Source organism: Labrenzia sp. PO1 (assembly GCF_012273635.1).
In the GTDB taxonomy this organism is placed as follows: Bacteria; Pseudomonadota; Alphaproteobacteria; order Rhizobiales; family Stappiaceae; genus Roseibium; species Roseibium algicola.
The window spans coordinates 1,408,924-1,434,948 of record NZ_JAAXCR010000001.1 but is presented as its reverse complement, the minus strand read 5'-3'; the positions used below and the strand labels follow the sequence as shown (position 1 = coordinate 1,434,948).

The following is a 26,025-nucleotide window of genomic DNA, read 5'->3' as shown; positions in this document are numbered from 1 at the left end:
ATATTGATATTAATATCAAGGTTTAATTTGATAATAATTTAAGTTGAATTCAGTGATAAGTCAGCTTCCCGTTCTGTCTAAACTCGGGTGAAACTTTTTGATCTGCGAAGGCAGTAGATGTTTCCCGAACAGAAAGCCCTGCACCTGCAGGCATCCGGCTTGTTGCAGGAATTGCAGCTGTCGTTCCGTTTCGACACCTTCGGCGATTACTGGGATCTTGAAACTATGGCCGAGCAGAACGGCAGAGCGCAGGATTGCCCGGGCATGAGGGTTGGTTTCCAGCGACTGGGTGAAGGCTCTGTCGACCTTGATCTTGTCGAAGGGAAAGGCTTGCAGCGTGTTGAGCGAGGAATAGCCCTTGCCGAAGTCGTCCATGGCAACGCGCACGCCCATTTTGCGCAGCGAGAGGATCGTCTCGTGAACCCGTTCGTGATCCTCGATCGGGGTGGATTCGGTGAGTTCTACTTCCAGGCGTTCCGCCGGCAGGCCTGTCTTCATAAGTACGGTGGAAACGAGACCGGCAAAATCGCAACGGGAGAACTGCAGCGGGGAAGCGTTGACCGACAGCGTTACCGGGTTTTCCCAGCAGGCAGCTTCCTTGCAGGCTGCTTCCAGAACCCAGTTGCCGATATCCAGGATGATGCCTGACCGTTCGGCAATCGGAATGAAGTCCTCCGGCGGAATCGGGCCTTTTTCCGCGTGGCGCCACCGGACAAGCGCTTCGTAGCCAATCAGCTCGCCGGTCTTTGTCAGATTCTGTTTCTGGAAGACCAGGTTGAGCTGGTTTTCGAGCGTTGCATTGCGCAAGTCAGCCGCCAGGCCCGCCTCCCAGCGATTGGTTTCCTCCATGCCCGTGACATAGGGCTGGATCAGGTTGCCGCCGATCGATTTTGCTTGCTTGGCAGCAAGGTTTGCCCTTTGCACCAGCTTGTTCAGGTCCTTGCCGTCGCGCGGAAACACGGCAAGGCCAATACTGGAGCGGATGGACAGGCGGTAGGAATTCCACTGAACCGGCCTTCGGGCAAGGGAGCGAACCAGACGGGCGAAGTCTACGGCGTCATCCAAAGTGTCGAGCGACGGATTGATGACCAGAAATTCGTCACCGTAAAAGCGGGAGATGAAGACACTGTCGCTCAGGTTGTTTTTCAGTGTGTTGGCCAGGGTGCACAGGACAGTGTCGCCGACTTCGTAGCCGTGAAGGTCGTTGATGGCCTTGAACTGGTCCAGGCTGATCAGCACGACGGCGCATGTCTTGCCCTCCAGTTCGGCCTTTTCCAGAAGGTCTGCCGCAGCCTTCTGTACAAAATGCCGGTTTGGAAGTCGTGTCAGAGAATCCTGCAGCGACAGGTGTTTATAAGCTCGCCTGGCCGCGTTTTTCCTGTACCGGTCGAGCAGCGCACCAGTTGCAGCCACAAAGGTGCATAGGCCGAAGATGACCAGCGACATCACCATCATGTGCCTTTCGGACATGAGCATGATTTCGCGCGGGAAACTGACTTCGCGAAGGGGCGTGGCCGGGGAATGCACCGGCAAGTGTATCGAAACTGCTGACAGGAAAAGGAACAGCGTTGCACTTACATATGCGCGCCTGGACTGCAGCTGCGGAACGAAACTCATTGCAATTGCCCCAAGGCACGTTCCGAACAGAAATGTCCAAAGTCCGAAGGCTTCGCTCGTATCAGGTAAACCGGCGATCTCCCTGGCCGTCGTCAGCGTCAGACCCATTCCTGCAATGGCAAGGCCAAAGAGGATGCCGCCAAGTTCCGGTGCGAGCCGGATGTTTCGCCGCACAGCAAGTGCATAACCTGACAGGAGGCCGGCAAAGACGACAAGCAGGGCAAGCAGAGCCGTTTGAAGCCGGTACCCTGATTCCGCGGGAAGCTTTACCGAAGAAAAGGCGATGATCTGGGCCGCCCAGATTGCCGAGGCGCCGACGAGTGCAGACCAGATGAGCCAGATGACCCGCGCAGGGCTTGCATCGCGGTCAACCTTCGCAAGGAGCAGGAAGGAAAAGGCGCATCCGAAGAGACACGTTGCGATCGCAAGTGTCAAAAGAGCATGGTCATGCTCAAAAGACAAAACTGTTGCGACGCGTTCCATAAAAGCTCCCACCGACGGTTGATTTCATGAAAGCTTAAAAAGCATAACAAACTGTGTTTTTTTGGTGTATTTCAAGTATTGCTCTTTGTTTAATCTGGTATTGTTGTAATTGCGCATGAAGTATCCGGCAATTGGTGGCTTTTATTGTCAGTATTGACCTGTTTTACGAGCAGCTTTGGGGTGCATGGGTGCCGCTACCGGTTTGCCTGCGTGCGATTGGAGCGGAAGAGCTGCTTCTGAAGAGCGTGGCGGCACCCGCCCTTTGCCTGAGCCAGGCAAATTCGTAAACATCTGCCGCCAAAAGCGCGGCATTTTCAGGTAGTGGCGCGTTCTGCAGCACTGACTTGACGCCTCGGTAACTGGAGCATGTCCTTAAGTCACCGTAATTTTTGACAATATTTTTTGAGCCTCAAGAAAGCCCGAAATTCGTGCAAAATCCAGCAAATGAGCGGATCCGAAAGGTCGCGACTCTGCCCGGGTGCCCTCAGGGCATGGGGATGGATAAAATTCTATCGATATAATTAGCAATACGGCATTGATTTGCTTCCAAAACAGGGCGGCCGCGCCGGAGGGCAATGCCTTCAGCGATCAGAAATGCCGCTCCGGCCTCGAGCGAGAGGTGCGGGACAATGCAAACTGTTTAAGACACGTCAGGAGAACGGGTGCATCCCGCAATGCCAACGAAAGCCAGATCCACTCGCGTCGACAACGCTTATGAACGCTTGAAAACCGAGATCCTGAACGGGCAATTGCCGCCCGGATTTCAGGCGCCGGAACCGGACATCGCGACACGGCTGGGCATGAGCCGGACACCGGTTCGCGAAGCGCTTATCCGGCTGGAGGCTGACGGTCTGGTGGACCTCGTGCCCCGCCGCGGAGCAAAGGTTCTGCCGATTTCGCTGCAGGACATCTGCGAGATCTACCAGATCCTTTCGGCGCTTGAAGCCCTTGCCGCAGGCACCGCTTGCCGCAAGGCGGGCGACGAGACGCTCGCGGAAATCGAAGAAGTGCTCAACGAGGCCGATGATGCGCTGGAACGTCAGGATATCGAGGCCTGGGCCGTTCACGACGACAGATTCCACAGGCTGATGGCCAAGGCGAGCGGCAATCTGCGTCTGGAAGCGGAAATCGAGGGGTTTCTCGATCAGGTCTACCGCGCCAACACCGTGTTGCTGCGCCTGAACAAGGCACCGGCCTCAAATGCTGCCGATCATCGCAAGATTGTACAGGCGATCCGGGACGGCGACACCGACAGCGCCACGGAGACGGCGCGATTACACCGTCTCAACGGAATGCTCAGGATGAAGGATGTGCTGCAGGACTGCGGGCTCAGCCACGTCTGATCATTTTGGCGCGGCGGGGGCGGGGCCGGTGGACTGTCCGATGATCAGCTCCGCGTCCAGATGCAGGGAAGCCGGTTTGCTGGCCGGGTTGGAAATCATGTTCAGAAGCAGCTCGGCAGCTTTTTCCCCGGCGTAGCGCACCGAGGAGCGGGTGCAGGTGAAAATTGGCACTTCTCCGCTGTTGGGCAGGAAAGACAGGGCATCGTCATGGGTGATGATGGACACGTCCCTGCCTGTCTTCAATCCGCACTGGCCGACAGCGCGGGCGACACCGATCGCCGATATCATGGACGAAATCAGGAAGGCGGTCGGCGGATTGTCGCTCTTCAGCATCTCCATCGCATTGTCGCAGCCGTAGGGTTCGGTCATGTCCGCACTGCGCATCAAGGCCGGGTCCGGTGTCAGGCCCCGTGCTGCCAGCGCTTCCTCGAAGCCGCGCCGGCGCCGGTTGGCAAAGTCCATATGTTCCAGACCGTTCAACAGTGCGATCCGGGTGTGGCCGAGGTCCAGCAGCAGGTTCGTCGCCCGCTCGAAGGCCCGCCGATTGTTCATGTCGATCCACGATGTTTCTTCCTCGGCGCCCGGGATGCGTCCGTGAACGACGAAGGGCAGATTGAGTTCTTTCAGAAGCCTGTGCCTGCGCTCGTCATTTGCGGGGCCGTGAATGATCACGCCGTCGGCCTTCTTGCGTGAAGCGATCTGCCGGTAGGCGTCTTCTTCCTTGGCATCGTCGACGACGGAAATGATCATGTCGTAGCCGTGGCGCGAATAGGTCTCCCCGGCGCCGGCTATGAACTCCAGAAAGATCGGGTTCATCATCTCGTGAATTGAGCGCGGTATGACATGGCCGATGGCCATTGCGCGGCCGGTTGCAAGCCGCCGTGCCTGGCTGTTGGGCGCGTAGCCGAGCTTGTCGGCCATCTCGGTCACGCGTTTGCGCGTTTCTTCGCTGACTTCCGGATAGCCGTTGAGTGCGCGGCTTACCGTGGTCTGAGACAGGTTCAGCCGTTGCGACAGTTCTTTCAGGTTTACGCCATTGCTCATTCTGGCCCAAAACGCTTTGAAAGCGCCCTCCCAACAGGCTGTTATTGAAATGCAACATTAATTCGCGAGTTGCGCGCTTGACAAGGCCGAAGCCTGAAGACATGGTTAGGGCCAAATCCAAAGCGGTTTGGATAAAGGGTTCTGGTAGAATTGCCGACCTGGAAAAACGGGTAGGTATTGCTGCAAGGTGGCGAGGTATGCCACCTTGGGTGGAGTGTTCCAGCATAGGGACAATCTGGGAGGACAGATATGAAACTACGTTTGAAAGCCTGCACGGCAGGTCTGGCGCTTGCCATCGGGCTTGGCGCGGGCTCTGCATCCGCGGCTGACCTGAAATTCGCTCCGGGCGAAGGCCCGTTCAACTGGGACAGCTACAACGCATGGGCTGAGAGCGCGCCTGACCTGAAGGGGCAGACCGTGACGATCGCCGGCCCGTGGCTGCAGCCGGAAGACGGCTATTTCCGCAACGTGCTAGCCTATTTCACCGAAGCTACCGGCGCTGAAGTCATTTACACCGGTTCGGATTCCTTCGAACAGCAGATCGTGATTGATGCAGAAGCCGGCGCCGCACCGAATATCGCTGTCTTCCCGCAGCCGGGCCTTGCCGCCGACATGGCTGCGCGCGGCCTGCTGAAGCCGCTTCCGGAAGGCATGGCCGACTGGGTCGCCAACAACTACGGGGCCGGCGAAAGCTGGGTCAACCTCGGCACCTACAAGGATGCCGACGGCCAGGATCAGCTGTTCGGCTTCTTCTACAACGTCAACGTCAAGAGCCTTGTCTGGTACGTGCCGGAAAACTTCGAGGACGCCGGCTATGAAGTGCCGACGACCATGGAAGAGCTGAAGGCGCTGACCGAGCAGATCGTTGCCGATGGCGAAACACCCTGGTGTATCGGTCTGGGTTCAGGTGCTGCCACGGGCTGGCCGGCAACCGACTGGGTCGAGGATCTGATGCTGCGCACGCAGCCGGCTGACGTCTACGACCAGTGGACCACCAACGAGATCCCCTTTGACGACGAGCGTGTCGTTGCCGCGATCGAGGAATTCGGCTGGTTCGCACGCGACGATGCCAAGGTCGCGGGCGGTGCGGGAGCCGTTGCTTCCACCGATTTCCGTGACAGCCCGAAGGGTCTCTTCTCCTCGCCGCCGCAGTGCTACCTGCACCGCCAGGCTTCCTTCGTGCCGGCCTTCTTCCCGGATGGCGTCGAGTTCGGCACCGATGTCGACTTCTTCTACTTCCCGGCCTACGCGGAAAAGGATCTCGGCAGCCCGGTCCTCGGTGGTGGCACGCTGATGGCGATCACCAATCCGTCCGACGCGACCAACGAACTGATGAAGTTCTTCGAACTGCCGCTCTCGCATGAAGTGATGATGGCCCAGACCGGCTTCCTCACGCCTCACAAGGGTGCCAACCCGGCAGCCTACAAGGACGACACGCTGCGCGGTCAGGGCGAGATCCTGGTCAATGCCAGCACTTTCCGTTTCGATGGCTCCGACCTGATGCCGGGTGCCGTTGGCGCGGGCACGTTCTGGACCGGAATGGTCGACTATACCGGCGGCAAGGACGCAAAAGCCGTCGCCGAGGAAATCCAGAAAAGCTGGGACGCCCTCAAGTAATCCTTCAGGCGGCCGGTCTCCCCAGGGAGGCTGGCCGTTCTTCTGACGGATCGGCGAAAACGTCCAACAAACAAAGTTCCTAAACGCAGGAAGCCCCCGGTCTTCCGGGTGCCTCCCCATAATCAATAATGGGAGGGAACGGCCATGCTATCGGACAATCCGGCACTGTTAGGGCTCTTTACCATCGTCGTTGGCGTTGGAGCCTGCCTTGCCTATTTCTTCTTTTCGAATGTCTTTCTCGACAAGGTCCTGTTTCCGGCGCGCGGCCCCAATGCAGGAAAGAACATCAACCGGGCCAACATGATCCGGCCCTGGCTGTTCCTGTTCCCGGCCTTGTTCGCGCTGACGCTGTATCTTGCCTATCCGGTCTTCGAGACTTTGCGACTGTCGCTGACAGACCGCTCTCAGGGAGGGGCTTTTGTCGGCCTTGCCAACTATCGCCAGATGATGAACGAGGCGAAGTTCTGGGAAGCGGTGCGCAACAACATGCTGTGGCTGATTGTCGTGCCGGCTGCCTCGACGGCTTTCGGGCTGCTGGTCGCCCAGCTCACGGACCGGATCAGATGGGGCAACTTCGCCAAGTCGCTGATCTTCATGCCGATGGCGATCTCTTTCGTTGGCGCATCGGTCATCTTCAAGCTGATCTACGATACGCGCGCCGCCGATCAGAACCAGATCGGCGTTCTGAACGCGATCTGGCTGAAGTTTGACGGTGGCATTGGCTCCGTTGTCTTTCTTCAGCTTCTGCCGACCCTTCTCCTGCTGGCATTCGCTGTTGTTGTTGCCTATGTGGCCTGGACCTTCGTGCGCGGCATTGTCGCCCGGGGGGAGGACAAGTCGATCTGGCTTCTGCCCCTGCGCCTTCTGGTCGCCGTTGGCGGGATCTGGCTGATCTGGATTTCGCTGAGTTCCGCGCTCGGTGTCTGGATTGCCGAAGTGCCCTACGGCGAACCGCAGACCTGGCTGACCTTGCCGCTGTGGAACAACTTCTTCCTGATGGTGGTGCTGATCTGGATCCAGACCGGTTTTGCCATGGTGATCCTGTCCGCGGCCCTGCGTGGCATTCCGGAGGAAACCGTGGAAGCTGCGATCGTTGACGGTGCCAATCCGTTCCAGATCTTCTTCAAGATCAAGGTGCCGCAGATCATGGGGACCATCGTGGTGGTCTGGACCACGATCACGCTCACCGTGCTCAAGGTGTTCGACATCGTCTTCGCGATGACCAACGGCCAGTGGGAGACGCAGGTTCTGGCCAACTACATGTACGACAAGCTTTTCCGTGCCAACGATTGGGGAGTGGGGTCGGCGAGTGCCATCATCATCATGCTGCTCGTCACGCCGATCCTCGTCTGGAACGTTTACAACGCCCGGAAGGAGATGAAGTGATGGCCAGTATTGCTGGGAAAAAATCCGGCCTGACCTGGGCCGTTCAGATCTCCGTCGCAGCGCTCGTTCTGTTGTGGCTGTTTCCGACCGTCGGGCTGTTCGTCTCGTCCTTCCGGACCGCGGACCAGATCTCCAGCTCCGGCTGGTGGGCGGCGCTGTTTCCGGCCGAACAGAACGAGGTCTACCGGACTTCGGATCCGGACGAGACCCGTGTTGCCGATGGAGACCTTTTCACCGTGTCGGGCAACATCTTCGAAGGTGAGCCGCGCGAGATCCGCTCGTGGGGCGTCTCGTCCAGAGACGTGTCTGCTTACCAGCCGGGCGAAACGGCGGATATGGGCGATGGCGAAAGCCTGACGCTCCTCGCCGACGGGTCCTATGTCTGGAAGGGCAATGACAAGCAGATCTCCGGCCGTGGCCAGCGTGTTTTCGTGACCGCGACCGTGCCGCCGGAATTCACGCTGGAAAACTACCAGACCATCCTCTTTTCCGGCACCGGACAGGACAACATGGGCAAGGCGTTTTTCAACACGCTGACGGTCACCATTCCGGCGACGATCATCCCGATCGTCATTGCGGCGTTCGCAGCCTATGCCCTTGCCTGGATGGAATTTCCCGGCCGCGCCCTCTTGATCGCCGCCGTTGTGGCGCTGCTCGTCGTGCCGTTGCAACTGGCGCTCATTCCGCTGCTGCGGCTCCATCTCGCCGTCGGTATCGGCAAGGGCTACATGGGGGTCTGGCTGGCCCATACGGCCTTCGGCATGCCGCTCGCGGTCTATCTGCTCAGGAACTACATGGTCGGATTGCCACGGGACATCATCGAGAATGCCAAGGTGGACGGAGCGACGGATTTCCAGATCTTCACCCGCATCATCCTGCCGCTCAGCTTTCCGGCCCTGGCGTCCTTCGCCATCTTCCAGTTCCTGTGGACCTGGAACGATCTGCTGGTGGCCAAGGTGTTCCTGATCGATGCCACAGGCTCGACCACGGTGATGACCAACCAGATCGTCGAACTCCTGGGAACGCGTGGCGGCAACTGGGAAATTCTCGCGACGGCGGCCTTTGTGTCCATCGCAGTGCCGCTCTTCGTGTTCTTCGCGATGCAGCGCTATCTCGTGCGCGGCCTGTTGGCCGGGTCGGTGAAATAACATGAACAAAATCAACAATCGGGAGCAGCCGGCATGACATCGTTGTCCTTGAAGAATGTCAGCAAGTCCTATGGATCGGTCGAAGTTCTGCGCAACATCAACATGGAGATCAACGCAGGCGAGCTGATCGTTTTCGTCGGTCCGTCCGGGTGCGGAAAGTCGACATTGCTGCGGATGATCGCAGGACTTGAAAAGATCACCGGCGGAACGCTGGAGATCGACGGAGTGGTCGTCAACGATGTGCCGCCGGCACAGCGCGGCATTGCCATGGTGTTCCAGTCCTATGCGCTTTATCCGCACATGACGGTCTACGACAACATGGCCTTCGCCCTGAAGCTGGCGGGCAAGTCACGCGACGAAATCGACAAGGCGGTGCGGGCGGCTGCGGACAGGCTGCAGCTCACTGCCTATCTCGACCGTCTGCCGAAAGCACTGTCCGGCGGTCAACGCCAGCGCGTTGCCATCGGCCGCTCGATCGTGCGGGATCCCAAGGTGTTCCTGTTCGACGAACCGCTGTCGAACCTCGATGCCGCCTTGCGTGTTGCCACCCGGATCGAGATCGCACAGCTGAAGGAGAGCATGCCGGAAAGCACCATGATCTACGTCACCCACGATCAGGTGGAAGCGATGACCCTCGCGACCCGGATTGTCGTGCTGCATGGTGGAGACGTGGAGCAATTCGGTGCGCCGCTGGACCTTTACGAGCGTCCCGCAAACACGTTCGTTGCCCAGTTCATCGGCTCTCCCGCGATGAACCTCGTCGATGCCAAGGTGACGGCGACCGGCCAGATGACATCTGTCCAGATGTCCGATGGCGGTCATGCGGATGTGCCGATTGCCTCGCTCGACAGCGACAAGGGTGCGCGCGTCAAGCTGGGCGTGCGTCCGGAAGACCTCAGCGTTACCGAAGGTGACGATTATCTGGTCGCGGCGAATGTCGAAATCGTGGAAGCCCTCGGCGAGACAACAGTGCTCTATTTCGCGCCGAGAGAAGGCCACGATGCTTTCATTGCCAAGATCCCGGGTATCTACAAGGTCGAAAAGGGCACAGAACTGCGCCTGACGGCCCCGCCGGAAAAGCTGCATCTGTTCGATGGCGAGGGGCGGTCGTTCCTGTACAGGTGACATTCCCGGCAGGGTTGGGTGTTTTTGGTAACGCTGTTGACCCCCACCCCTAACCGCTCCCCACAAGGGGGAGGGGGACTAATGCTTTACCGCGCCACTGTGTAGGTGCGCTGAAACCCGCTATCCCTTTTCAGGTATTCGGGAAGACAAGTGAGATCTTTTCAATCCGCACGGACTGATCCCCCTCCCCCTTGTGGGGAGGGGTTAGGGGTGGGGGTATTCATCGACTGAAGCTTGGGATACCAACCCCACTTAATCCCTGCCTCTAATCCCGGCAGATCTAATGCTGATGCCCTGCATGGCTGTGCCGGGTTGCATTGATGGATTCGACCTGGGCCTGCATCTCGATATGGCCGAAATCGAATTCGATCTCGATTTCGAACTCCTCTCCTTCCCGGAAAGGGCGGGTAAGGCCACCGAGGCGCAGGGCCAGGGCGTTGGGAGCAAGAACGAGGGACTTGCCCGGTTGGATCGGAACGGGCGGCAGGGGATCGTAGCCGGTTTCACCGTCCTTCAGGGCAAAGCCGACCAGTTCGACCTTCGAGGCGATCTCGGTGTGACCGCCAACCAGCTTTACCTGCCGTCCGGAGGTGTTCTCGATGTTGACGAAAAGCAGCGCGGAGTTGGCCGAAGTCTCGCGGATCCAGGCGTGGACAGCACGCACGCCTTCAGACGTGCCTTCGTGGCTGTCTTCATCCTCATCGTGATGATGTTCGGCTTCGTCATGCGTTTCGTGTGCTTCTGCATCGCCATGCCCTGTTTCGGAGGCAGTATGTGTGCCGGACGCCAAAGCAGAGTGTGGCAGGCAGAGCAGCAGCGGCAACAGGACGGCAAGGGCGCGCATATCGGAAAGATCCTTCAGGCTTCAGGTCAGGCGCGCAAATCAGTAATGATATTACGTGACATTGCCATGAAGGCGGGCAAAAGCGCGAGCAGCACCGTCAGACTGACGAAACCGGCGATGAGGTGAAACTCCGGCCAGTCGAGCGTTGCCGTCACCAGAATGTCCGTTCTGGCGGTGACGATTGAGGAGATGACATCGACCGCGATCCAGCCGACGCCCAGCCCGACGGCCGAGCCCAGGACAATCAGGGTGGCGGCATAGGACCAGACCACGGCAAAGACGAAGCGTCCCGGTGCCCCGAGAGCCCGCAAGAGTGCCAGACGCCTGGCGAACAGCCGGGCAAGGGCTATCAGCCCCGTCAGGACACCGGCGGTCACCAGCACCTGGGTCAGCACCGCCATCACCGACATGATCTGACGGATGTCCCCCATGAGTGCATGAAGTTGCGCAAGCACCGCGCCGGGGAAGAACGCCATGGTGTTGTCGCGGGTAAACTCGGACCGCAGGGCGTAATTCGCCCAGAGCTCATTGGCATGAACGAGTATCGCCGGTGTTCCCGGGAAATAATCGGCGTCAAACGGCGGGCCGATCTGTGTCTGTCGTTCCGGGCCATGGCCATTGGTCAGCCCGTGCACTTCCCAGACGCTTTCCACCGGAACGAGAATGGCCTTGTCCCACGGGCTGCCGGTGGGCGGCATCCTGCCGACGATGGTGAGCGCGTGGCCGGCGTGGGCATCTTCTTCCGCGCTGTCACCAATGCCGTGCGCGGGTTCGAATGTGTCGCCAAGCTTCAGGTCGACCCGCGAGCCGGCAACCGCTTCCCCGCTGCCGGCAAAGAGCCTGCCTTCGGCGAGGTTTCCGGCCAGATGCGTGACGAACTGCGGCGTGGTGCCGACAACAGGTGACGACAGGTAGCTGTCGCCGAAGGCAATCGGGGCGGCAAGGTCGACGTCGTCATGGGTGGCAATCTCGTTGTAGATCTCGCCTCCCAGAAGCGGCACGTCGCTTGGTTGCAGATAGACGGCGGCAAACATCATGGTGATTTCGCTGCCGGGGGCTGCGACGATCAGATCGAACTTTTCCGCTGCCCGTGCCGTTCCCTTTCTGAGGCCGCGTTCCTGGGCTATCAGGCCAACGCCGATACCGATGGAAATGGCGATCAGGAAAACGAAGGTCAGATTGGTCCAGCGGAAGCGCCAGAGCAGTGCTCCGACCAGCGCCTGTGGCCGGAAGCCCCAGATCACGATCAGGCCGGTTATCACGGCGGGTAACAGAAGCAGCACGAGCCACAGCGTGTCCTGGGCAAGCGGCGAAAGGTCTTGCCAGCGGTCTGCGAAAAAGTCAGGCACCGGCGGCCTCCGTCTGCAGGTGGCCGTCCGTCACTTCGACGACCCTATCCATCCGATCCAGCAGATGCTGGTCGTGACTGACGGCGATCAGCGTCTTGTTCCGCGCGCGGGTCAGGCTGATCAGGTCTTCGATCAGGGCATCGGCGGTCTTGCGGTCGAGGCTTGCCGTTGGTTCGTCCGCGAGAATGATCTCGGGGTCGTGGGCCAGCGCGCGGGCAATCGCAGTGCGTTGGCGTTCGCCTCCGGAAAAACTGTCTACGGTCCGCGCCTCTGCCGGCACCTTGAGGCTCTTGAGAAAATCCCGTGCGGTGTCGGTGATCAACCGGCGTTTTTCTGCCGGGTTGAACGCCGTTGCAAGGGAGGCGTTGCCAAGGGCGCTCAGTTCCTCAAACAACAGGAAGTCCTGGAAGATCAGACCGACATGGCTGCGGCGGAACGCGGCGCGGGCGGCGTCGTTCAGCTGCACCAGGTCGGTTGCACCCCAGCGGATATGACCTGTCATGGCCGGGTGCAGTCCGGCGAGCGCGTAGAGAAAGGTCGATTTCCCGGCACCTGACGGGCCACGCAGGCCGATGGTTGCGCCTGGTGTTGCATCAAAGTGATCGCAGGACAGCAGCACCCGGCCACCGGGTGTCCTGACGCGGAGATCGTCGACTTGAAGAGCAAGATTCATGAGACGCTGTCAGCTGCGTTCATAGACAGCATCGACAAGTCTTGCCCGGCTGAGGAACCCGGTCTCTGGATCCTTGAAGGTTCCCAGTTCCAGAACGCCCCGTGTCACGATCTTGCTGTTGAAGGCGACCACGTCGACAATGCGCTTGGTGTAGATGGCGAGAATGTCGCGCGGCCATTCCGCCTCGGTTTCACAGAACGGGCAAACTGCCATCGGAATCTTGGTGAGCACGAAGAACTGGCTGTCGGCCTTCAGGGGTGGGGCCATGTAGCCACCGACCGATACCCTGGTGCCTTCCAGTGAATGGGCGAGGTTGGAAAAGCTCCGGTCCTTGTTGTAAAGCGTGCGCAACTTGAGGGGGGCGTCCGCCGCACCGGCCGTGTCCGGCAGCAGAATTCCGGCAAACGGAGCGAGGCCGAGCCCGACGATGAGCTGTCTGCGGTTCATGACATCCCTGGTTCTGGCCAATTCATGCTCCTAACTTATCCGGCTAATATGACAAACAGGCAAAGGCCTGCCGGGCGGCAGGCCTTCAGGATCCCTGGCCGGTATTCGACCAGGGATCCCGCTGAGCGCTTGTTGGACGCTGACTGAAGGCTTATTGGGCGTTCACAGCGTGGTTCATGATGTGGAAGATCACGTTCTGCTCGATGGTGCCATCGACCAGGTGTGCCCACGGGCCCTTTGCGTAGACAGCAACATCTTCACCCGAATGGGTTTCGGAGGACTTGGGGATCAGCGCCTGCTGGACGTAGTCCAAATCGGTGGCGGTTTCCTGGTCAAGGTCCGGGCGCGAGCCGGTGTAGTCGTTTTCGCCTTCGCCCTTCTTCAGAACGGAACCGGTGCCGTTCAGGTAACCGATCACGGTGTACGGCTTGCCGTCGTCCGCGGTCAGAACCTTGTCGGAATGCTTGATGCCCACTTGGGCAACGTCGTAGCAAAGGCCGAGGATGGCCGAACCGCGGCCGCAATAGCCGTTGAAGGCGATGGCATGTTCGTGGTCGGCGGTGACGATGATGAGCGTGTCTTCATCGTTGGTCAGTTCGTCAGCCATGGCAACGGCTTCTGCAAAGGCGACACCGTCGCGCATGGCGCGGGCCGCATTGCCGTCATGGTTGGCGTGGTCGACGCGGCCGGCTTCGATTTCCAGGTAGTAGCCGCCTTCGTTCTTGGACAGATATTCGATGGCTGCCTTGGTCATGTCGGCCAGGGACGGCTCGTCATTGTCGGCGCGGTCGGCCTCATATTCCATGTGGCTGTTGTTGAACAGGGCCAGTACGGGGCTGGAGCCGTCAAGCTTCAGCGACTGGAAACCGGCGGTGTCGGATGCGAACTGTGCACCCAGTCCGGTTGCACGCTCAACCAGGTCGACATTGTCTTCGCGGCGGCCCTTCAGCCCGCCCATTTCCTTGTCCTTCGGCAGGAAGTAACGGCCACCGCCGCCCATTGCGAAATCAACGGTGCCGGCTTCCATGGCGTCGATCAGCTGGGTCGCGATGTCCTTCTGTGCAGTGCAGCCTTCCGGCACCGCGTCTTCCCAGTTGCGGTTTGCGGTCTTGGCGTAGACGGCAGCCGGAGTTGCGTGGGTCAGGCGGGCGGTGGAAACCACGCCGACAGACTTGCCGGCTTCGGTCATCATTTCGGAGAACAGGGCAAGCTGGTTGCCTTCAACGGTGGAGCAATCGTCATGGATGGCTTCTTCACCGAGGTTGATCAGGTTGAAGCGCTGCTTCACGCCTGTGTTCATCGAGCCGGCGGTCGGAGCGGAGTCCGGCGTCTGGGCGTTGATGTTGTAGGTCTTGACCAGGGCGCTGTAGAACTCCGGAGTTTCGTACGGGAGAACGTTTTCCTCGCCCAGCATGCCTTTCTGCTGACCGTCGAAAAGGCGCGTGGCGTAGTTGGTGCCGACACCGTTGCCGTCAGCGATCAGCAGGATCACGTTCTTGGCGCGGTTGGTGTTCGGCTGACGGTCCAAAATGGCCTGAATGGCGGCTTCGCCATCCTTGTACCACTGGCTGGAAGCTTGCGGCAGGGCGTCCTGAGCAATGGCGACGGAGCCGGTAAGGGCCAGCGCCAGCGAAGTGCAAACGATCGTTTTCATGATATCTCCCGGAGGTGAGGGTGCATCCCGGGAGCTACTTAAAAACGCTGCATGACATCTGATTGACAGTTGGATGACGAAACAGATTTGTTATTTTATTACATAACCTCCACGATTGAATTCAACTCTTCTACTTCTGCGCCGTCTTGTCTGTTCTTCGTTAGCGTCTTGTTTTCAAACCGGAGGGTCGGTCCCTGGCCGGGTAATCGACCTGGCAGCCTCGTGAAAAGCCCGGGCAATTACAGATAGAAAATTGCAGTCCTGAAATCTGAGGACGCTGTCGCGTCCTGTGTTCCTGGGCTGCCCGCTATCCCCTATTGTCACATCATTTTCATATGAGCGTCGAATAAGGTTCATATGAAAATGTTTTAACGGGCTTCGAAGTCAGGCTTTTTCGAGTCAACATGATGCCTTTGGAGCAACTGGCCTTCTGCATCAGCAGGAGGAGAGGGGACGATGGCGGATCAGAAGAACATGCTTGGGCAAATAGACATTTCAAAGCGTCAGGCCGAAATCGCGGATCTGGTACAAAAGGCAGGGTTTGCGTCCGTCGAGGAACTGGCGGACCGGTTCGAGGTAACCACGCAGACAATTCGCAGGGACGTCAACGGTCTTTGCGAACTGGGGATCCTGCGCCGGACCCACGGCGGCGTCGAGCCTCCGGCACCAGCGTCCAACATCCACTATTCCACCCGGCAGATTCTCAATCTTCCGGAAAAGCAGCTGATTGCGAAACTGGTGGCCGGCCATGTCGGCAACAACCAGTCGATAGCGTTTTCCATCGGCACCACCCCGGAGATCGTGATGCAGGCCCTGGTTGGACATGAGAAACTGGCGGTTTTCACGAACAATCTGAACGTGGCCTTCACGGCTTCGGTCAATCCGTCATTTCAGGTGACCATCACCGGCGGGCGGTTGCGCCATGGCGACCGCGATGTGCTGGGGTCCGCAGCGCAGGCGTTCTTCTCCAACTACAAGGTCGATATCGGCATTTTTGGTGTCGCCGGTGTCGATGAAGACGGCACGCTGCTGGATTTCCACGAGGACGAAGTGGCGGCCCGCCAGTCGATACTCGCCAATTGCCGCCGGTCCTATCTGGTTCTCGATCACAGCAAGTTCGGCCGGAACGCCCATGTGCGCGGCGGTCAACTCAGCGATGTCGATGCGATCTTCACGGATTGCCCGGTGCCGGATGTTTTCCTGGCATCGCTGGAAGGCACGAAAACGGAAGTGTTCGTGGCCGACGACGGGGATGAGGCGTGACATCAGATCCGCATATCCCGGGTGCGAAACCCTCTGGCGCCGGCAAGCCGATCGTCCTTGAAACGGTGTCGCGTTCATGGGGTGAGACGGTGGCCGTCGATGGCCTGTCGATCGATATTCCGGCAGGCTCCTTCACGGCACTTCTGGGACCGTCCGGCTGTGGCAAGTCCACGACATTGCGCATGATTGCGGGCCTCGAGAATGTCAGCAGCGGACGCATCCTGATCGGCGGAGAGGATGTCACCGGCCGTCCTTCGGCCAAGCGGGACCTTGCCATGGTGTTCCAGTCCTATGCGCTGTTTCCGCATCTGAATGTCGGTGAGAACATCATCTTCGGCCTGAAGGTCCGCCGGGTCGGCAGGGCCGAGCGGGACCGGCGTCTTGCACGGGTTGCCGATCTGCTGGGCCTTGGCCAGTTGCTGGAGCGCAAGCCGGGTCAGCTTTCGGGCGGTCAGCAGCAGCGTGTCGCCCTTGGGCGGGCAATCATCGGCGAAAAGCCGATCTGCCTGATGGACGAGCCGCTGTCCAATCTCGACGCCAAGCTGCGCCATGAAATGCGGGTGGAGATCCGCGCGCTGCAGCAGCAGCTCGGCTTCACGATGGTCTATGTCACGCATGATCAGGTCGAGGCCATCACCATGGCCGATCAGGTGGTGCTTTTGAATGGTGGCCGGCTGGAGCAGGTGGCGAGCCCGCGGGATCTTTACGAAAAACCGGCAACGCCCTTTGCCGCCCGTTTCATCGGCACCCCGCCAATGAACCTCTTTCCGGCCAATGCCTTCAGGAAGCTGTGCACCGCGCCGGACTTCAAGCTCGGCCTGCGCCCGGAGGCAATGCATCTGGAAGACGGCGGCCCGGTCAACGCGTCTGTTCGTGCCGTCGAGTATCTGGGGGCGGATGTGCTGGCCGATTGCGAAGTTGCCGGCACCGGTTTTCAGGTGCGCCTTCCGGCCAGCCGGGCCTTCACGCCCGGCCAATCCGTGCAGCTCGGCTTTTCACCGAACGATCTTCATGTTTTCGACGCCGATACCGGCCGCCGCCGGGACGATCTCATTTCCGAGTTCGGAGCCTTGTTGCGCTCCTGACCTGCTGCGCACGCCCGCGTAGACCGACCGCAGACCTGCGGATTTTCGAACCTTAGGAAGTAAACTGATGTTGAAGTCCACTTTCCTGAAAGCCGTTGCGGCAACGGCGCTTTCCTTCAGCACCTGGGCCTCCGCTCAGGCTGTTGATTTGCAATTCTATTTTCCGGTCGCCGTTGGCGGCAAGGCTGCTGACACCATCCAGGAACTGACCGACGCCTATGTTGCGCAGAACCCGGACGTTACAATCGACGCCGTTTATGCCGGCTCCTACCAGGACACCGTCGCCAAGGCGATCACCGCTTCGCGCGGCGGCAACCCGCCCCAGCTTTCGGTGATCCTGTCTGCCGACATGTTCACCCTGATCGATGAAGATCTGATCCAGCCCTTCGACGACTATCTGACCAGCGACGAAGACAAGAAATGGGTCGAAGGTTTTTATCCGGCATTCATGGAAAACAGCCAGACCGGCGGCAAGACCTACGGCATTCCGTTCCAGCGCTCCACGCCGGTGCTCTACTGGAACAAGGAAGCCTTCGAAGCGGCCGGGCTTGACCCGGAGATCGCTCCGGCAACCTGGGACGAAATGGTCGAGTTCGGCAAGAAGCTGACGAAGAAAGACGACAGCGGCAATGTCACCCAGTGGGGCGTGCGTATTCCGTCTTCCGGTTTCCCGTACTGGCTGTTCCAGGGCCTTGCCATCGAAAACGGCGCGATCCTGGCCAATGCCGACGGCAACAAGACCAACTTCGATGATCCCAAGGTGGTCGAGGCGCTGCAGTATCTTGTCGATCTCAGCACCAAGCACGAAGTGATGGCTCCGGGCATCATCGAGTGGGGCGCAACGCCGAAAGCCTTTTTCGAAGGCCAGACGGCCATGATGTGGACCTCCACCGGCAACCTCACCAACGTTCGTGACAATGCCCCGTTCAAGTTCGGCGTTGCCATGCTGCCGGAAAAGGCACAGCGCGGCGCACCTACAGGGGGTGGCAACTTCTACCTGTTCAAGGGGGCTTCCGACGAACAGAACAAGGCTGCCGTCAAGTTCGTGCAGTGGATCACGGCTCCGGAACAGTCCGCGAAGTGGACCATCGCAACAGGCTACGTCGCTCCGCGCGCCGAAACCTGGGAAACCGACACGATGAAAGCCTATGCGGCTGATTTCCCGGCTGTCCTGGTTGCCCGCGACCAGCTGGACTTCGCCAAAGCTGAACTGGCGACCTACCAGAACCAGCGCGTGACCGGCATCTTCAACGATGCGCTTGCTGCTGCCATCACCGGCCAGAAGGATGCCGAAACGGCTCTGAAGGAAGCTCAGGCGCAGGCCGACGAGATCCTGAGCGAATACCGCTAACGCCATTCGGGGCGGAGCGCCGGGTCCCACTCCGGTGTTCCGTCCCGTTCCCCAGACCTTTCGCCGTCCTAACCGCAATTTGCTTTAGGTCGGGTTTTTCTCCTTATCGGGGCCTAGACCATGAAGCGGGGCATTGCCTTGAAACGCGACTGGATCCACGGCTGGCTGCTGTTGCTGCCGGCAATGGTGTTCCTGTTTGCCTTTACCCACATCCCCGCGGTCACGACGTTCCTGAACAGCTTCTTTTCCACCCCGCGCGGACGCCGCCCGGCCAAGTTCATCGGCCTATCCAATTATGAGCGCATGCTGGATGACCCGGTGTTCTGGAAAGTGCTCTGGAACAACGTCTGGTTCGCCTTTGGCACCATTCCGGTCTCCGTTGGTCTGGCGATCGTCATGGCGCTCTGGGTCAACGACAGGCTGGTTGGCAGAAGCTTCGTGCGCATGGCCTATTTCACGCCGACCGTTCTGCCTCTGATCGCCGTCGCCAACATCTGGATGTTTTTCTACACGCCCGGCTTTGGCCTGGTCGACCAGATCACCAGTGCCCTGTTTGGCTGGCCTGCCAGCAACTATCTCGGCAACCCGGACACCGCGCTCAACGCCATCATCGTGGTCACCGTCTGGAAGGAAGCCGGCTTCTTCATGATCTTTTATCTTGCGGCGCTGCAGGCAATCCCGGTCACGCTGAAGGAGGCCGCGCAGATCGAAGGCGCCGGGCGCTGGACGATCTTCTGGCGGATCACCTTTCCACTCCTGATGCCGACGACCCTGTTCGTCTGTGTCAACGCAGTCATCAATTCCTTCCGCCTGGTGGACCATATCTTCATTCTGACGGACGGAGGGCCGGACAACGCTTCGGCACTGCTGCTGTTCTACATCTACGAGGTCGCCTTCCGCTTCTGGGAAACCGCCTATGGCGCAACGCTTACCGTCGCTCTTCTTGTGCTTCTGTCGCTGCTTGCCATCGGCCAGTTCTTCTTCTTCGACCGCAAGGTGCATTACAAATGACCGGCGCCGGCTTTTCCTTCGACAGGGTGCTCAACACCTTCGCTGCCTGGGCATTGGCACTGTTGTGGGTGCTGCCGCTGGCCTATGCCATCTGGACCGCTTTTCATCCGGCGGCCTACGAGGCACGGTTCGAGCTTCTTGCACCGCTGACACTCGACAATTTCGCAAAGGCCTGGGATGCGGCACCCTTTGCCCGTTACTTCCTGAACACCTTCCTGCTGGTGTCGATGATCCTTGCCGGGCAGTTTTTCCTCGGCACGCTGGCCGCCTTTGCCTTCGCCCGGTTCCAGTTTCCCGGGCGCAATGTCCTCTTTACGCTTGTCTTGCTGCAGCTTCTGGTGATGCCGGACATCCTGATGGTGGAAAACTATCAGACCATGCGCATGCTCAATCTGGTGGACACCATCCCTGCCATCGCGCTGCCCTACATCGCGTCCGGCTTTGGCATCTTCCTGCTGCGGCAAACCTTCATGACCATCCCGAAGGAACTGGACGAGGCAGCGCGCATCGAGGGTGCTTCGGTTCTGGGCGTGTTGTGGCGGGTCTATATTCCGCTCGCAAAGCCGACCTATCTTGCCTACGGCCTCGTTTCCGTCAGTCACCACTGGAACAATTTCCTGTGGCCGCTGATCGTGACCAACTCGGTGGACACCCGCCCGGTTACCGTCGGTCTCAGCATCTTCTCGGCCATCGACAGCGGGGTGGAGTGGTCGGTCATCAATGCGGTGACGTTGATGACCTCCGGGCCGCTGCTGATCGCCTTTCTGCTGTTCCAGAGGCAGTTTGTCCAAAGCTTCATGCGCGCCGGCATCAAATAAAATTAATCCGAGAAACAGCAGAAACCGGGGACGAACGACCATCGTCTGGACGGCCAAACCGCTTTGGCAAGGGGCATAGACCTTTGTGCCACTTTTTAAGGCAGGGACTTTTATGCTAATGGATTTAAATCCCGGTTTTCTGCGGGGTTTTCGCCTTTAGTTTTTCTGATCCCCGAGCATCGAGGAGCCCCGCCGTGTCACTCAAATTCCTTGCCATTGGCGAATGTATGGTCGAGATGGCACCAACGGGTGAGGGCACCTATGCCATGGGGTTTGCCGGCGATACGCTCAACACCGCCTGGTATGCGCGCAAATGCCTGCCTGCCGACTGGACCGTCGGCTATTACACTGCGGTTGGCCGCGATCAGGTGTCGGAGCAGATGCTTTCTTTCCTGAAAGAATCCGACCTGGAGACGACTGCCATCCAGAAGCGGGACGACCGGACCGTCGGCCTCTACATGATCCAGCTGAAGGATGGCGAACGCAGCTTCGCATACTGGCGTTCGCAATCGGCAGCCCGGTGTCTTGCCGCGGACGGGACACATCTTGCGTCTGCGCTTAGTGGTGCAGGGTTGATCTATTTCAGCGGGATTACCCTTGCGATCCTTCCATCGGAAGACCGGGCAAAATTTCTGGACGCACTCAGGACCGCGCGAAAAGCCGGTGCCAAAACGGCGTTCGACCCGAACCTGCGTCCGCGTCTTTGGGAAGATGCAGACACCATGCGGGCAAGTGTTACGGAAGCTGCCGGCTGCTGTGATTTCCTGATGCCGTCCTTCGAGGACGAGCTGGCCCATTTCGGTGATGCAACGCCAGACGTCAGTGCTGACCGGTATCTGGCAGCAGGGGCAGGCATGGTCGTGGTCAAGAACGGGCCGGAAGAGGTGATCTGCGCGGATGCCGGTTCCCGGCAGGCTTTCCAGCCTGCGCCGGTTTCCAGCATTGTCGATACGACTGCAGCCGGTGACAGCTTCAACGCGGCGTTTCTGGCGAAATATCTTTCGGGCGGCGACGTCCCGGCAAGCGTTGATGCCGGTGCAAGTCTCGCCGGCAAGGTGATCCAGCACCGTGGTGCCCTCGTTGCCTACCTCGAAACTGCCTAAGGGTAAGTGCGTATGATTCGGCTGGTGATTGATTGCTTCAAGAAGAGGCGTTCAACCCAAAAGGGAATATATTGCGAATATTGACAGTATGATTTTGGGGCTGCTCCGAATTCTTTCGCGATTATTTGGCTGAAAATAACTTTATGCGATGAAATTAAGCTTTCGTTCGCTCCTTGTCCTTACCCTACGTTCGGTTTTGATCGTTGGCTGAATGGGCCATCTGAGGGGGGGACGAATGTTCTCAGGCATGCGTTTGTCGAAAAAGATTCCGGCGCTGGTTTTGGGCGCCGCTGCGGTGGTTGGCATCGGTATCGGTGTTTCAAGTTACATGACGTCATCCATCAGCGTGAACAAGCTGACCCAGGAGCGCTTGAAGGCGGCTGCCGGCACCGGCATGCAAGAAACCCTCGCCTACCTGCATTCGATTGAGCGCGAACTGGTTCTGACAGCAGAACACCCGGGCACAGCTGCTGCCGTTCAGGAGTTCGCCTCCGTCTGGGATTTCTGGAAAATGTACGGCGGCAATCCGCAGGAAGAACTGCAAGCTGCGTATATCACCGGCAACCCGCATCCGACTGGCGAGAAATACAAGCTCGACCGGGCCGAGACCGGGTCGGCTTACGACGAGGTGCACGCCAAGTATCACCCCTGGTTCCGGAAACTGCAGCAGGACCAGGGTTATTACGATGTGTTCCTGTTCGACGCCAAGGGCAACCTCGTCTACACGGTCTTCAAGGAACTGGATTACGCCACGAATTTCGAAAAGGGCGGTGGCCAGTGGGCCGATACCGACCTGGGCGAAGTCTATCGCAAGGCGATGGCGATCACCGCCGAGGACGAAGTCGCCTTTGAGGATTTTGCCGCCTATAAGCCGAGCTTCGACGCACCTGCCAGCTTCATGGCGCACCCGATTCACGCGAACGGTGAAACGGTTGGTGTTCTGGCCTTCCAGATGCCGATCGACAAGATCAATTCCCTCATGGCCAGTAGTCTCGGCCTTGGAAAAACCGGTGATTTGGCCTTGATCGGTGAAGATCGCCTGATGCGCAACGATACGCCGCTCACTGCCGACAAGAACGATATTCTGGCTACGGAACTGAGTGGTCCTGTCATCGACAAGGCCTTCGCGGAAGGCAGTGCCTTCGGCATGAATACCTATTTCGGCGATAAGCTGATGGACGTTGAAGCCGAAAAATTCACCTACCAGGGCAAGAACTTCGCCATCGTCGCCATGCAGACCTACGCTGAAGCGATGGCGCCGGTGACAACGATGCGCAACCGGATGATCCTCGCCGGGCTCGCCTTGCTTGCGATTGCCGCTGCCCTTGGCTTTTTCGCCGCTCGTTCTATCACAAAGCCGATCGGCAAGGTTGTTTCCGCCATGAACCGGCTTGCCGATGGGGACACACGCGTAGAGACGGACGGGTCCGAGCGTGGCGACGAGATTGGCGACATGTTCAAGGCCGTGGCGATTTTCAAGGAAAACGCCATTCAGCGCCGTCATCTTGAAGACCAGGCCCGCAACGAACGTGACAGGGAACGCCAGCGCCAGGCTTTCCTGGAAGGGGTGATCACGGACTTCAAGTCGATCATGACTGATCGCCTGGCAACCGTGTCCGACCAGATGGAACGGATGCGCGGTGCTGCCACAACGCTGGAAGACCTGGCATCAAATGCGAAGTCTGAATCCGATCAGGCAGGCCACGCCTCCATCAGTGCTTCTGAAAACGTCGCCGCCGTTGCCGCCGCAACAGAAGAAATGACGGCCACGGTTCAGGAAATCGCCAACCAGACCGAAGCCACCACCCGCATCGTTCTGGAGACCGTGGAAGCGGCGGAACAGACCAACCGCAACGTTCAGACGCTGTCGGAAGCCGCCGAGCATATCGGCAGCGTGGTCAATCTCATTCGCGATATCGCCGAGCAGACAAACCTTCTGGCACTCAATGCCACGATCGAGGCAGCCCGTGCGGGGGAAGCCGGTCGCGGTTTTGCGGTCGTGGCATCGGAAGTCAAACAGCTTGCAGAGCAGACTTCCAAGGCGACGGACGAGATTTCCGGCCGGATTTCAGGCATCCAGTCCTCGGTTCGCGATGCAGCGGGTGCCATCGAGCACATTGCCGAGAAGGTGTCCGACATCAAGAACCTGACCAGTTCCGTGGCAGGGGCTATCGAGGAACAGCGGGCGGCAAACCAGGAAATCGCGCGCTCGGCCCGTTCGGCCAGCGACAGTACAGGCAATGCAGCCAGCAGCATGTCGTCTGTTTCCGGTGCAGTTGAACAAACGTCGACGGAAGCCGGATCGGTCAACACTGCGTCCGACCTGGTTTCGGAGGCAAGCGACAGCCTTGCCCGTGAGGTCGAGAAGTTTCTGGCGGACGTCACGAAGGACGTCGAGGACCGGAGACGTTCGGTGCGCAAGGCGATTTCCGAGGATGTCGCAATTACCTTCGCGGATGGCCGCAAGCGTGCCGGGCAGCTGATCGACGTCAGCGTCACCGGTGCGCAGATCCTGGATATGACCGACCTGCCGATCGGCGAACGGATGACGCTGGAATTCCTGGATGGCACCGTGCTGCAAGGCAAGGTCGTGCGCCAGACAGGAGCAGGCTGCGGCGTGGAATTCGCCGAACAGCTAGCAGAAAGCCACATTCTTATCGCCGCCTAAGACGGCAATCTCAGGAAACGAAAAGGGCGCCTGTCGGCGCCCTTTTTTGTTGACGAAAGCCCTTGCGCCCCGATCCTGGATCTTCGCTTCGCTGCGTCCGGGATGACGGATGAGGGGGAAAGGAACGGTGCCGTTGGCGCCTTTTCCCTGTCCTCACCATGCACGATCCTCATTCTGAGGAGGGCCAAAGGCCCGTCTTGAAGGATGGGCCACTTGCTCAGTCTCAGCTGCTTGAGCCTACCCAGCGTCCCGTTGGGCAATCCAGTCGTGATCCGGATGGTTCTGGAAGCGCCACTTGCGCATCGGGCCGGCCATGACGTTCAGATAATACATCTCGTAGCCGTAGGGTGCGCCGCAGGGGTGATGGCCCTTGGGGACCAGCACCACGTCGCCATCGGCAACAGCCATCGTCTCGTCCAGCTCGCCGTCCTCGGTGAAAACGCGCTGGAACCCGAAACCCTGTTTCGGGTTCAGGCGGTGGTAGTAGGTCTCTTCCAGATAGGTCATGTCCGGAAAATTGTCTTCGTCGTGCCGGTGCGGCGGGTAGGACGACCAATTGCCCTGGGGTGTGAACACTTCCGTCACCAGCAGGCTGTCGGCGATATCGCTTTCTTCCATCGCAATCGGGTGGATATAGCGGGTGTTCGCTCCCTTGCCGCGTTCCACCTGGCCGATGTCCGTGATCACACGGGCCTTGTAGTTGCCCTTGCCGGGGGCGGTGCAGACCGCCAGAACGCAGTCGGTTGTCGCCGTTGCGGACCAGCTGCTGCCGTTGGGCACATAGACGCAATGCGGCTTCTTGCGCTCGAAAACGCTCATCCTGTCGCCCAGCTCACCAAAGCTTTCATCTCCAGCGGAAATCGACGCCTTGCCTTCCACGAGGACAAGGATGACTTCCTTGTCACCGGTTTCTTCCGATGCCGACTGTCCCGCTTCCAGGTGATACAGGCCGAAGCCGACATAGCCCCACCTGGCGCTTTCAGGCGTGATGTCGTGCACCTTGCCGGAGGTGCCGGACGGTTTGACGAGAAGATGGCTCATGTCAAATCCACTTCCTTTGCGAATTGCTTGAGGGTCTTGAGGCCGAGGCTCTGATACTGGAACGGATTGCGGACTTCCGGGTCCTGCTCTGCCTCGATAACGATCCAGCCTTCGTAGCCGGTGTCCTTCAGGATCTGGAGAAGAGGTTTGAAATCAACGCCGCCTTCCTCGTCGCCCGGCACGGTGAAGACGCCGGCACGGACGCCGTCCATGAAGGACTTCTTGTCTTCGCGGATATCCTTCATCACGGCAGGCCGAACGTTCTTGGCATGGAAATGCTTCACGCGGGCAGCGTGTTTTTCCAGAACCGGCGCCGGATCCTGACCATCGCTGCCGAAATAGCAATGACCGGCATCGAACAGCAACTTGGTCGCCGGGCCGGTGGCATCCATGAAGGCGTCGATTTCCGCCGGTGTCTCGACCACAGTGCCCATGTGGTGATGGTAGACAAGGTCGATGCCCTGGCTTGCGCAGAAGGCCGCGAGTTCCTCGATCTTGGCGCCGAAGGCTTTCATCTCTTCTGCGGTCAGAACCGGGCTGGTGTTGATGTCAACCTGAGAGCCCTGAATGGTGTTGGAGGTCTCGCAGGCAATGCAGACCTTGCAGCCATTGTGCTTCAACTTGTCCAGATGCGGCTGGATCGCCTTCTTTTCGGCCTCGACCGACTGGGCAAGCAGGTTGAGCGAGTACCAGCCGGAAATGAACTTGAGCCCATGGCCGCCGAGGAGTTGTTTCAGCTTTTCCGGGTCGTTGGGCCAGCGGTGGCCGTTCTCGATACCGTCGAAGCCGATTTCGGAAGCTTCCGACAGGATCTGCTCAGTCGGAATATGTGCGCCAAGGGTCTGGTCGTCATCATTGGCCCAGGCGATCGGGTTGGTGCCGTAAAGGATCATGGCTGTTGTCCTGTAACGCATTGGAGCGTTGGAGTTGATCGTAACTTTCGAACCTCATCCTG

The 26,025-nt window shown here is 59.2% G+C and carries 21 protein-coding genes; 12 read left to right on the top strand and 9 right to left on the bottom strand.

All coding sequences use genetic code 11. The features are described 5' to 3' along the window. Nucleotides 1–60: 60 nt before the first annotated feature. A complete protein-coding gene (locus HCG46_RS06650; RefSeq protein ID WP_168685270.1) occupies nucleotides 61–2,100 on the bottom strand; it encodes an EAL domain-containing protein in 2,040 nt (679 codons plus the stop codon). Nucleotides 2,101–2,774: 674 nt separating this feature from the next. Here HCG46_RS06650 and HCG46_RS06645 point away from each other — a divergent pair. Next, nucleotides 2,775–3,443 (top strand): GntR family transcriptional regulator, encoded by a 669-nt coding sequence (locus HCG46_RS06645; RefSeq protein WP_168685268.1) that lies wholly within the window; start codon nucleotides 2,775–2,777, stop codon nucleotides 3,441–3,443. Here HCG46_RS06645 and HCG46_RS06640 read toward each other — a convergent pair whose 3' ends face one another. Then, a complete protein-coding gene (locus HCG46_RS06640) occupies nucleotides 3,444–4,487 on the bottom strand; it encodes a substrate-binding domain-containing protein (RefSeq protein WP_023001178.1) in 1,044 nt (347 codons plus the stop codon). Between the two features lie 249 nt (nucleotides 4,488–4,736). Here HCG46_RS06640 and HCG46_RS06635 point away from each other — a divergent pair, with 249 nt between their 5' ends. The 4 genes from HCG46_RS06635 to ugpC all read left to right on the top strand — a co-directional run bounded on the left by HCG46_RS06635 (nucleotide 4,737) and on the right by ugpC (nucleotide 9,763). Further along, nucleotides 4,737–6,104: an ABC transporter substrate-binding protein gene (locus HCG46_RS06635; protein ID WP_023001179.1), complete on the top strand. Its 1,368-nt coding sequence runs from the start codon at nucleotides 4,737–4,739 to the stop codon at nucleotides 6,102–6,104. A gap of 144 nt (nucleotides 6,105–6,248) precedes the next feature. Then, nucleotides 6,249–7,490: a sugar ABC transporter permease gene (locus HCG46_RS06630; RefSeq protein ID WP_075283675.1), complete on the top strand. Its 1,242-nt coding sequence runs from the start codon at nucleotides 6,249–6,251 to the stop codon at nucleotides 7,488–7,490. Further along, nucleotides 7,490–8,638 carry a carbohydrate ABC transporter permease gene (locus HCG46_RS06625; RefSeq protein WP_055656415.1) on the top strand — a complete coding sequence of 383 codons (1,149 nt, stop codon included), beginning with the start codon at nucleotides 7,490–7,492 and terminating at the stop codon, nucleotides 8,636–8,638. Before HCG46_RS06630 ends, HCG46_RS06625 begins: the two co-directional genes overlap by 1 nt. Before the next feature lie 33 nt (nucleotides 8,639–8,671). Beyond that, nucleotides 8,672–9,763 carry a sn-glycerol-3-phosphate ABC transporter ATP-binding protein UgpC gene (ugpC, locus tag HCG46_RS06620; RefSeq protein ID WP_023001182.1) on the top strand — a complete coding sequence of 364 codons (1,092 nt, stop codon included), beginning with the start codon at nucleotides 8,672–8,674 and terminating at the stop codon, nucleotides 9,761–9,763. Nucleotides 9,764–10,043: 280 nt separating this feature from the next. Here the strand turns inward: ugpC and HCG46_RS06615 are convergent, their stop codons facing one another. From HCG46_RS06615 to HCG46_RS06595, 5 genes are all read right to left on the bottom strand, one after another. Next, entirely contained in the window at nucleotides 10,044–10,607 is a 564-nt protein-coding gene (locus tag HCG46_RS06615; protein WP_168685266.1) for a copper chaperone PCu(A)C, read from the bottom strand. A 26-nt stretch (nucleotides 10,608–10,633) separates the two neighbouring features. Continuing rightward, on the bottom strand, nucleotides 10,634–11,956 hold the full coding sequence (locus tag HCG46_RS06610; protein ID WP_168685264.1) for an FtsX-like permease family protein: 1,323 nt from the start codon (nucleotides 11,954–11,956) through the stop codon (nucleotides 10,634–10,636). After that, complete coding sequence (locus HCG46_RS06605) at nucleotides 11,949–12,629, bottom strand: ATP-binding cassette domain-containing protein (protein ID WP_168685262.1); 681 nt, start codon at nucleotides 12,627–12,629, stop codon at nucleotides 11,949–11,951. The genes HCG46_RS06610 and HCG46_RS06605 overlap by 8 nt, the downstream gene beginning before the upstream one ends. Nucleotides 12,630–12,638: 9 nt before the next feature. Next, entirely contained in the window at nucleotides 12,639–13,097 is a 459-nt protein-coding gene (locus HCG46_RS06600; RefSeq protein ID WP_209009330.1) for a hypothetical protein, read from the bottom strand. A 130-nt stretch (nucleotides 13,098–13,227) separates the two neighbouring features. Beyond that, nucleotides 13,228–14,730 carry an alkaline phosphatase gene (locus HCG46_RS06595; RefSeq protein WP_168685260.1) on the bottom strand — a complete coding sequence of 501 codons (1,503 nt, stop codon included), beginning with the start codon at nucleotides 14,728–14,730 and terminating at the stop codon, nucleotides 13,228–13,230. A 456-nt stretch (nucleotides 14,731–15,186) separates the two neighbouring features. Here HCG46_RS06595 and HCG46_RS06590 point away from each other — a divergent pair, with 456 nt between their 5' ends. The 7 genes from HCG46_RS06590 (at nucleotide 15,187) to HCG46_RS06560 (ending at nucleotide 24,029) form a co-directional block, all read left to right on the top strand. Then, on the top strand, nucleotides 15,187–15,993 hold the full coding sequence (locus tag HCG46_RS06590; protein ID WP_023001188.1) for a DeoR/GlpR family DNA-binding transcription regulator: 807 nt from the start codon (nucleotides 15,187–15,189) through the stop codon (nucleotides 15,991–15,993). Further along, nucleotides 15,990–17,078 carry an ABC transporter ATP-binding protein gene (locus HCG46_RS06585; protein ID WP_168685258.1) on the top strand — a complete coding sequence of 363 codons (1,089 nt, stop codon included), beginning with the start codon at nucleotides 15,990–15,992 and terminating at the stop codon, nucleotides 17,076–17,078. Before HCG46_RS06590 ends, HCG46_RS06585 begins: the two co-directional genes overlap by 4 nt. A 67-nt stretch (nucleotides 17,079–17,145) precedes the next feature. Further along, nucleotides 17,146–18,429 (top strand): ABC transporter substrate-binding protein, encoded by a 1,284-nt coding sequence (locus HCG46_RS06580; protein WP_168685256.1) that lies wholly within the window; start codon nucleotides 17,146–17,148, stop codon nucleotides 18,427–18,429. A 120-nt stretch (nucleotides 18,430–18,549) separates the two neighbouring features. Then, entirely contained in the window at nucleotides 18,550–19,440 is an 891-nt protein-coding gene (locus HCG46_RS06575) for a sugar ABC transporter permease (RefSeq protein ID WP_055656804.1), read from the top strand. After that, on the top strand, nucleotides 19,437–20,258 hold the full coding sequence (locus HCG46_RS06570; RefSeq protein WP_168685254.1) for a carbohydrate ABC transporter permease: 822 nt from the start codon (nucleotides 19,437–19,439) through the stop codon (nucleotides 20,256–20,258). Before HCG46_RS06575 ends, HCG46_RS06570 begins: the two co-directional genes overlap by 4 nt. Before the next feature lie 194 nt (nucleotides 20,259–20,452). Then, nucleotides 20,453–21,361, top strand: coding sequence for a sugar kinase (locus tag HCG46_RS06565; protein WP_168685252.1), 909 nt, complete (start codon nucleotides 20,453–20,455; stop codon nucleotides 21,359–21,361). 247 nt (nucleotides 21,362–21,608) lie between these two features. Continuing rightward, nucleotides 21,609–24,029, top strand: coding sequence for a methyl-accepting chemotaxis protein (locus tag HCG46_RS06560; protein WP_209009328.1), 2,421 nt, complete (start codon nucleotides 21,609–21,611; stop codon nucleotides 24,027–24,029). 237 nt (nucleotides 24,030–24,266) lie between these two features. Here the strand turns inward: HCG46_RS06560 and iolB are convergent, their stop codons facing one another. Then, nucleotides 24,267–25,070, bottom strand: coding sequence for a 5-deoxy-glucuronate isomerase (gene iolB, locus HCG46_RS06555; protein ID WP_075284837.1), 804 nt, complete (start codon nucleotides 25,068–25,070; stop codon nucleotides 24,267–24,269). Then, entirely contained in the window at nucleotides 25,067–25,963 is an 897-nt protein-coding gene (iolE, locus tag HCG46_RS06550; RefSeq protein ID WP_168685248.1) for a myo-inosose-2 dehydratase, read from the bottom strand. The genes iolB and iolE overlap by 4 nt, the downstream gene beginning before the upstream one ends. Nucleotides 25,964–26,025 lie beyond the last annotated feature (62 nt).

Excerpts from the sequence above, each read along its gene's own strand:
- HCG46_RS06650 (WP_168685270.1), bottom strand. The coding sequence starts at position 2,100 with ATGGAACGCGTCGCAACAGTTTTGTCTTTTGAGCATGACCATGCTCTT.
- HCG46_RS06645 (WP_168685268.1), top strand. The coding sequence starts at position 2,775 with ATGCCAACGAAAGCCAGATCCACTCGCGTCGACAACGCTTATGAACGC.
- HCG46_RS06640 (WP_023001178.1), bottom strand. The coding sequence starts at position 4,487 with ATGAGCAATGGCGTAAACCTGAAAGAACTGTCGCAACGGCTGAACCTG.
- HCG46_RS06635 (WP_023001179.1), top strand. The coding sequence starts at position 4,737 with ATGAAACTACGTTTGAAAGCCTGCACGGCAGGTCTGGCGCTTGCCATC.
- HCG46_RS06630 (WP_075283675.1), top strand. The coding sequence starts at position 6,249 with ATGCTATCGGACAATCCGGCACTGTTAGGGCTCTTTACCATCGTCGTT.
- HCG46_RS06625 (WP_055656415.1), top strand. The coding sequence starts at position 7,490 with ATGGCCAGTATTGCTGGGAAAAAATCCGGCCTGACCTGGGCCGTTCAG.
- ugpC (WP_023001182.1), top strand. The coding sequence starts at position 8,672 with ATGACATCGTTGTCCTTGAAGAATGTCAGCAAGTCCTATGGATCGGTC.
- HCG46_RS06615 (WP_168685266.1), bottom strand. The coding sequence starts at position 10,607 with ATGCGCGCCCTTGCCGTCCTGTTGCCGCTGCTGCTCTGCCTGCCACAC.
- HCG46_RS06605 (WP_168685262.1), bottom strand. The coding sequence starts at position 12,629 with ATGAATCTTGCTCTTCAAGTCGACGATCTCCGCGTCAGGACACCCGGT.
- HCG46_RS06595 (WP_168685260.1), bottom strand. The coding sequence starts at position 14,730 with ATGAAAACGATCGTTTGCACTTCGCTGGCGCTGGCCCTTACCGGCTCC.
- HCG46_RS06590 (WP_023001188.1), top strand. The coding sequence starts at position 15,187 with ATGGCGGATCAGAAGAACATGCTTGGGCAAATAGACATTTCAAAGCGT.
- HCG46_RS06580 (WP_168685256.1), top strand. The coding sequence starts at position 17,146 with ATGTTGAAGTCCACTTTCCTGAAAGCCGTTGCGGCAACGGCGCTTTCC.
- HCG46_RS06575 (WP_055656804.1), top strand. The coding sequence starts at position 18,550 with ATGAAGCGGGGCATTGCCTTGAAACGCGACTGGATCCACGGCTGGCTG.
- HCG46_RS06570 (WP_168685254.1), top strand. The coding sequence starts at position 19,437 with ATGACCGGCGCCGGCTTTTCCTTCGACAGGGTGCTCAACACCTTCGCT.
- HCG46_RS06560 (WP_209009328.1), top strand. The coding sequence starts at position 21,609 with ATGCGTTTGTCGAAAAAGATTCCGGCGCTGGTTTTGGGCGCCGCTGCG.
- iolB (WP_075284837.1), bottom strand. The coding sequence starts at position 25,070 with ATGAGCCATCTTCTCGTCAAACCGTCCGGCACCTCCGGCAAGGTGCAC.
- iolE (WP_168685248.1), bottom strand. The coding sequence starts at position 25,963 with ATGATCCTTTACGGCACCAACCCGATCGCCTGGGCCAATGATGACGAC.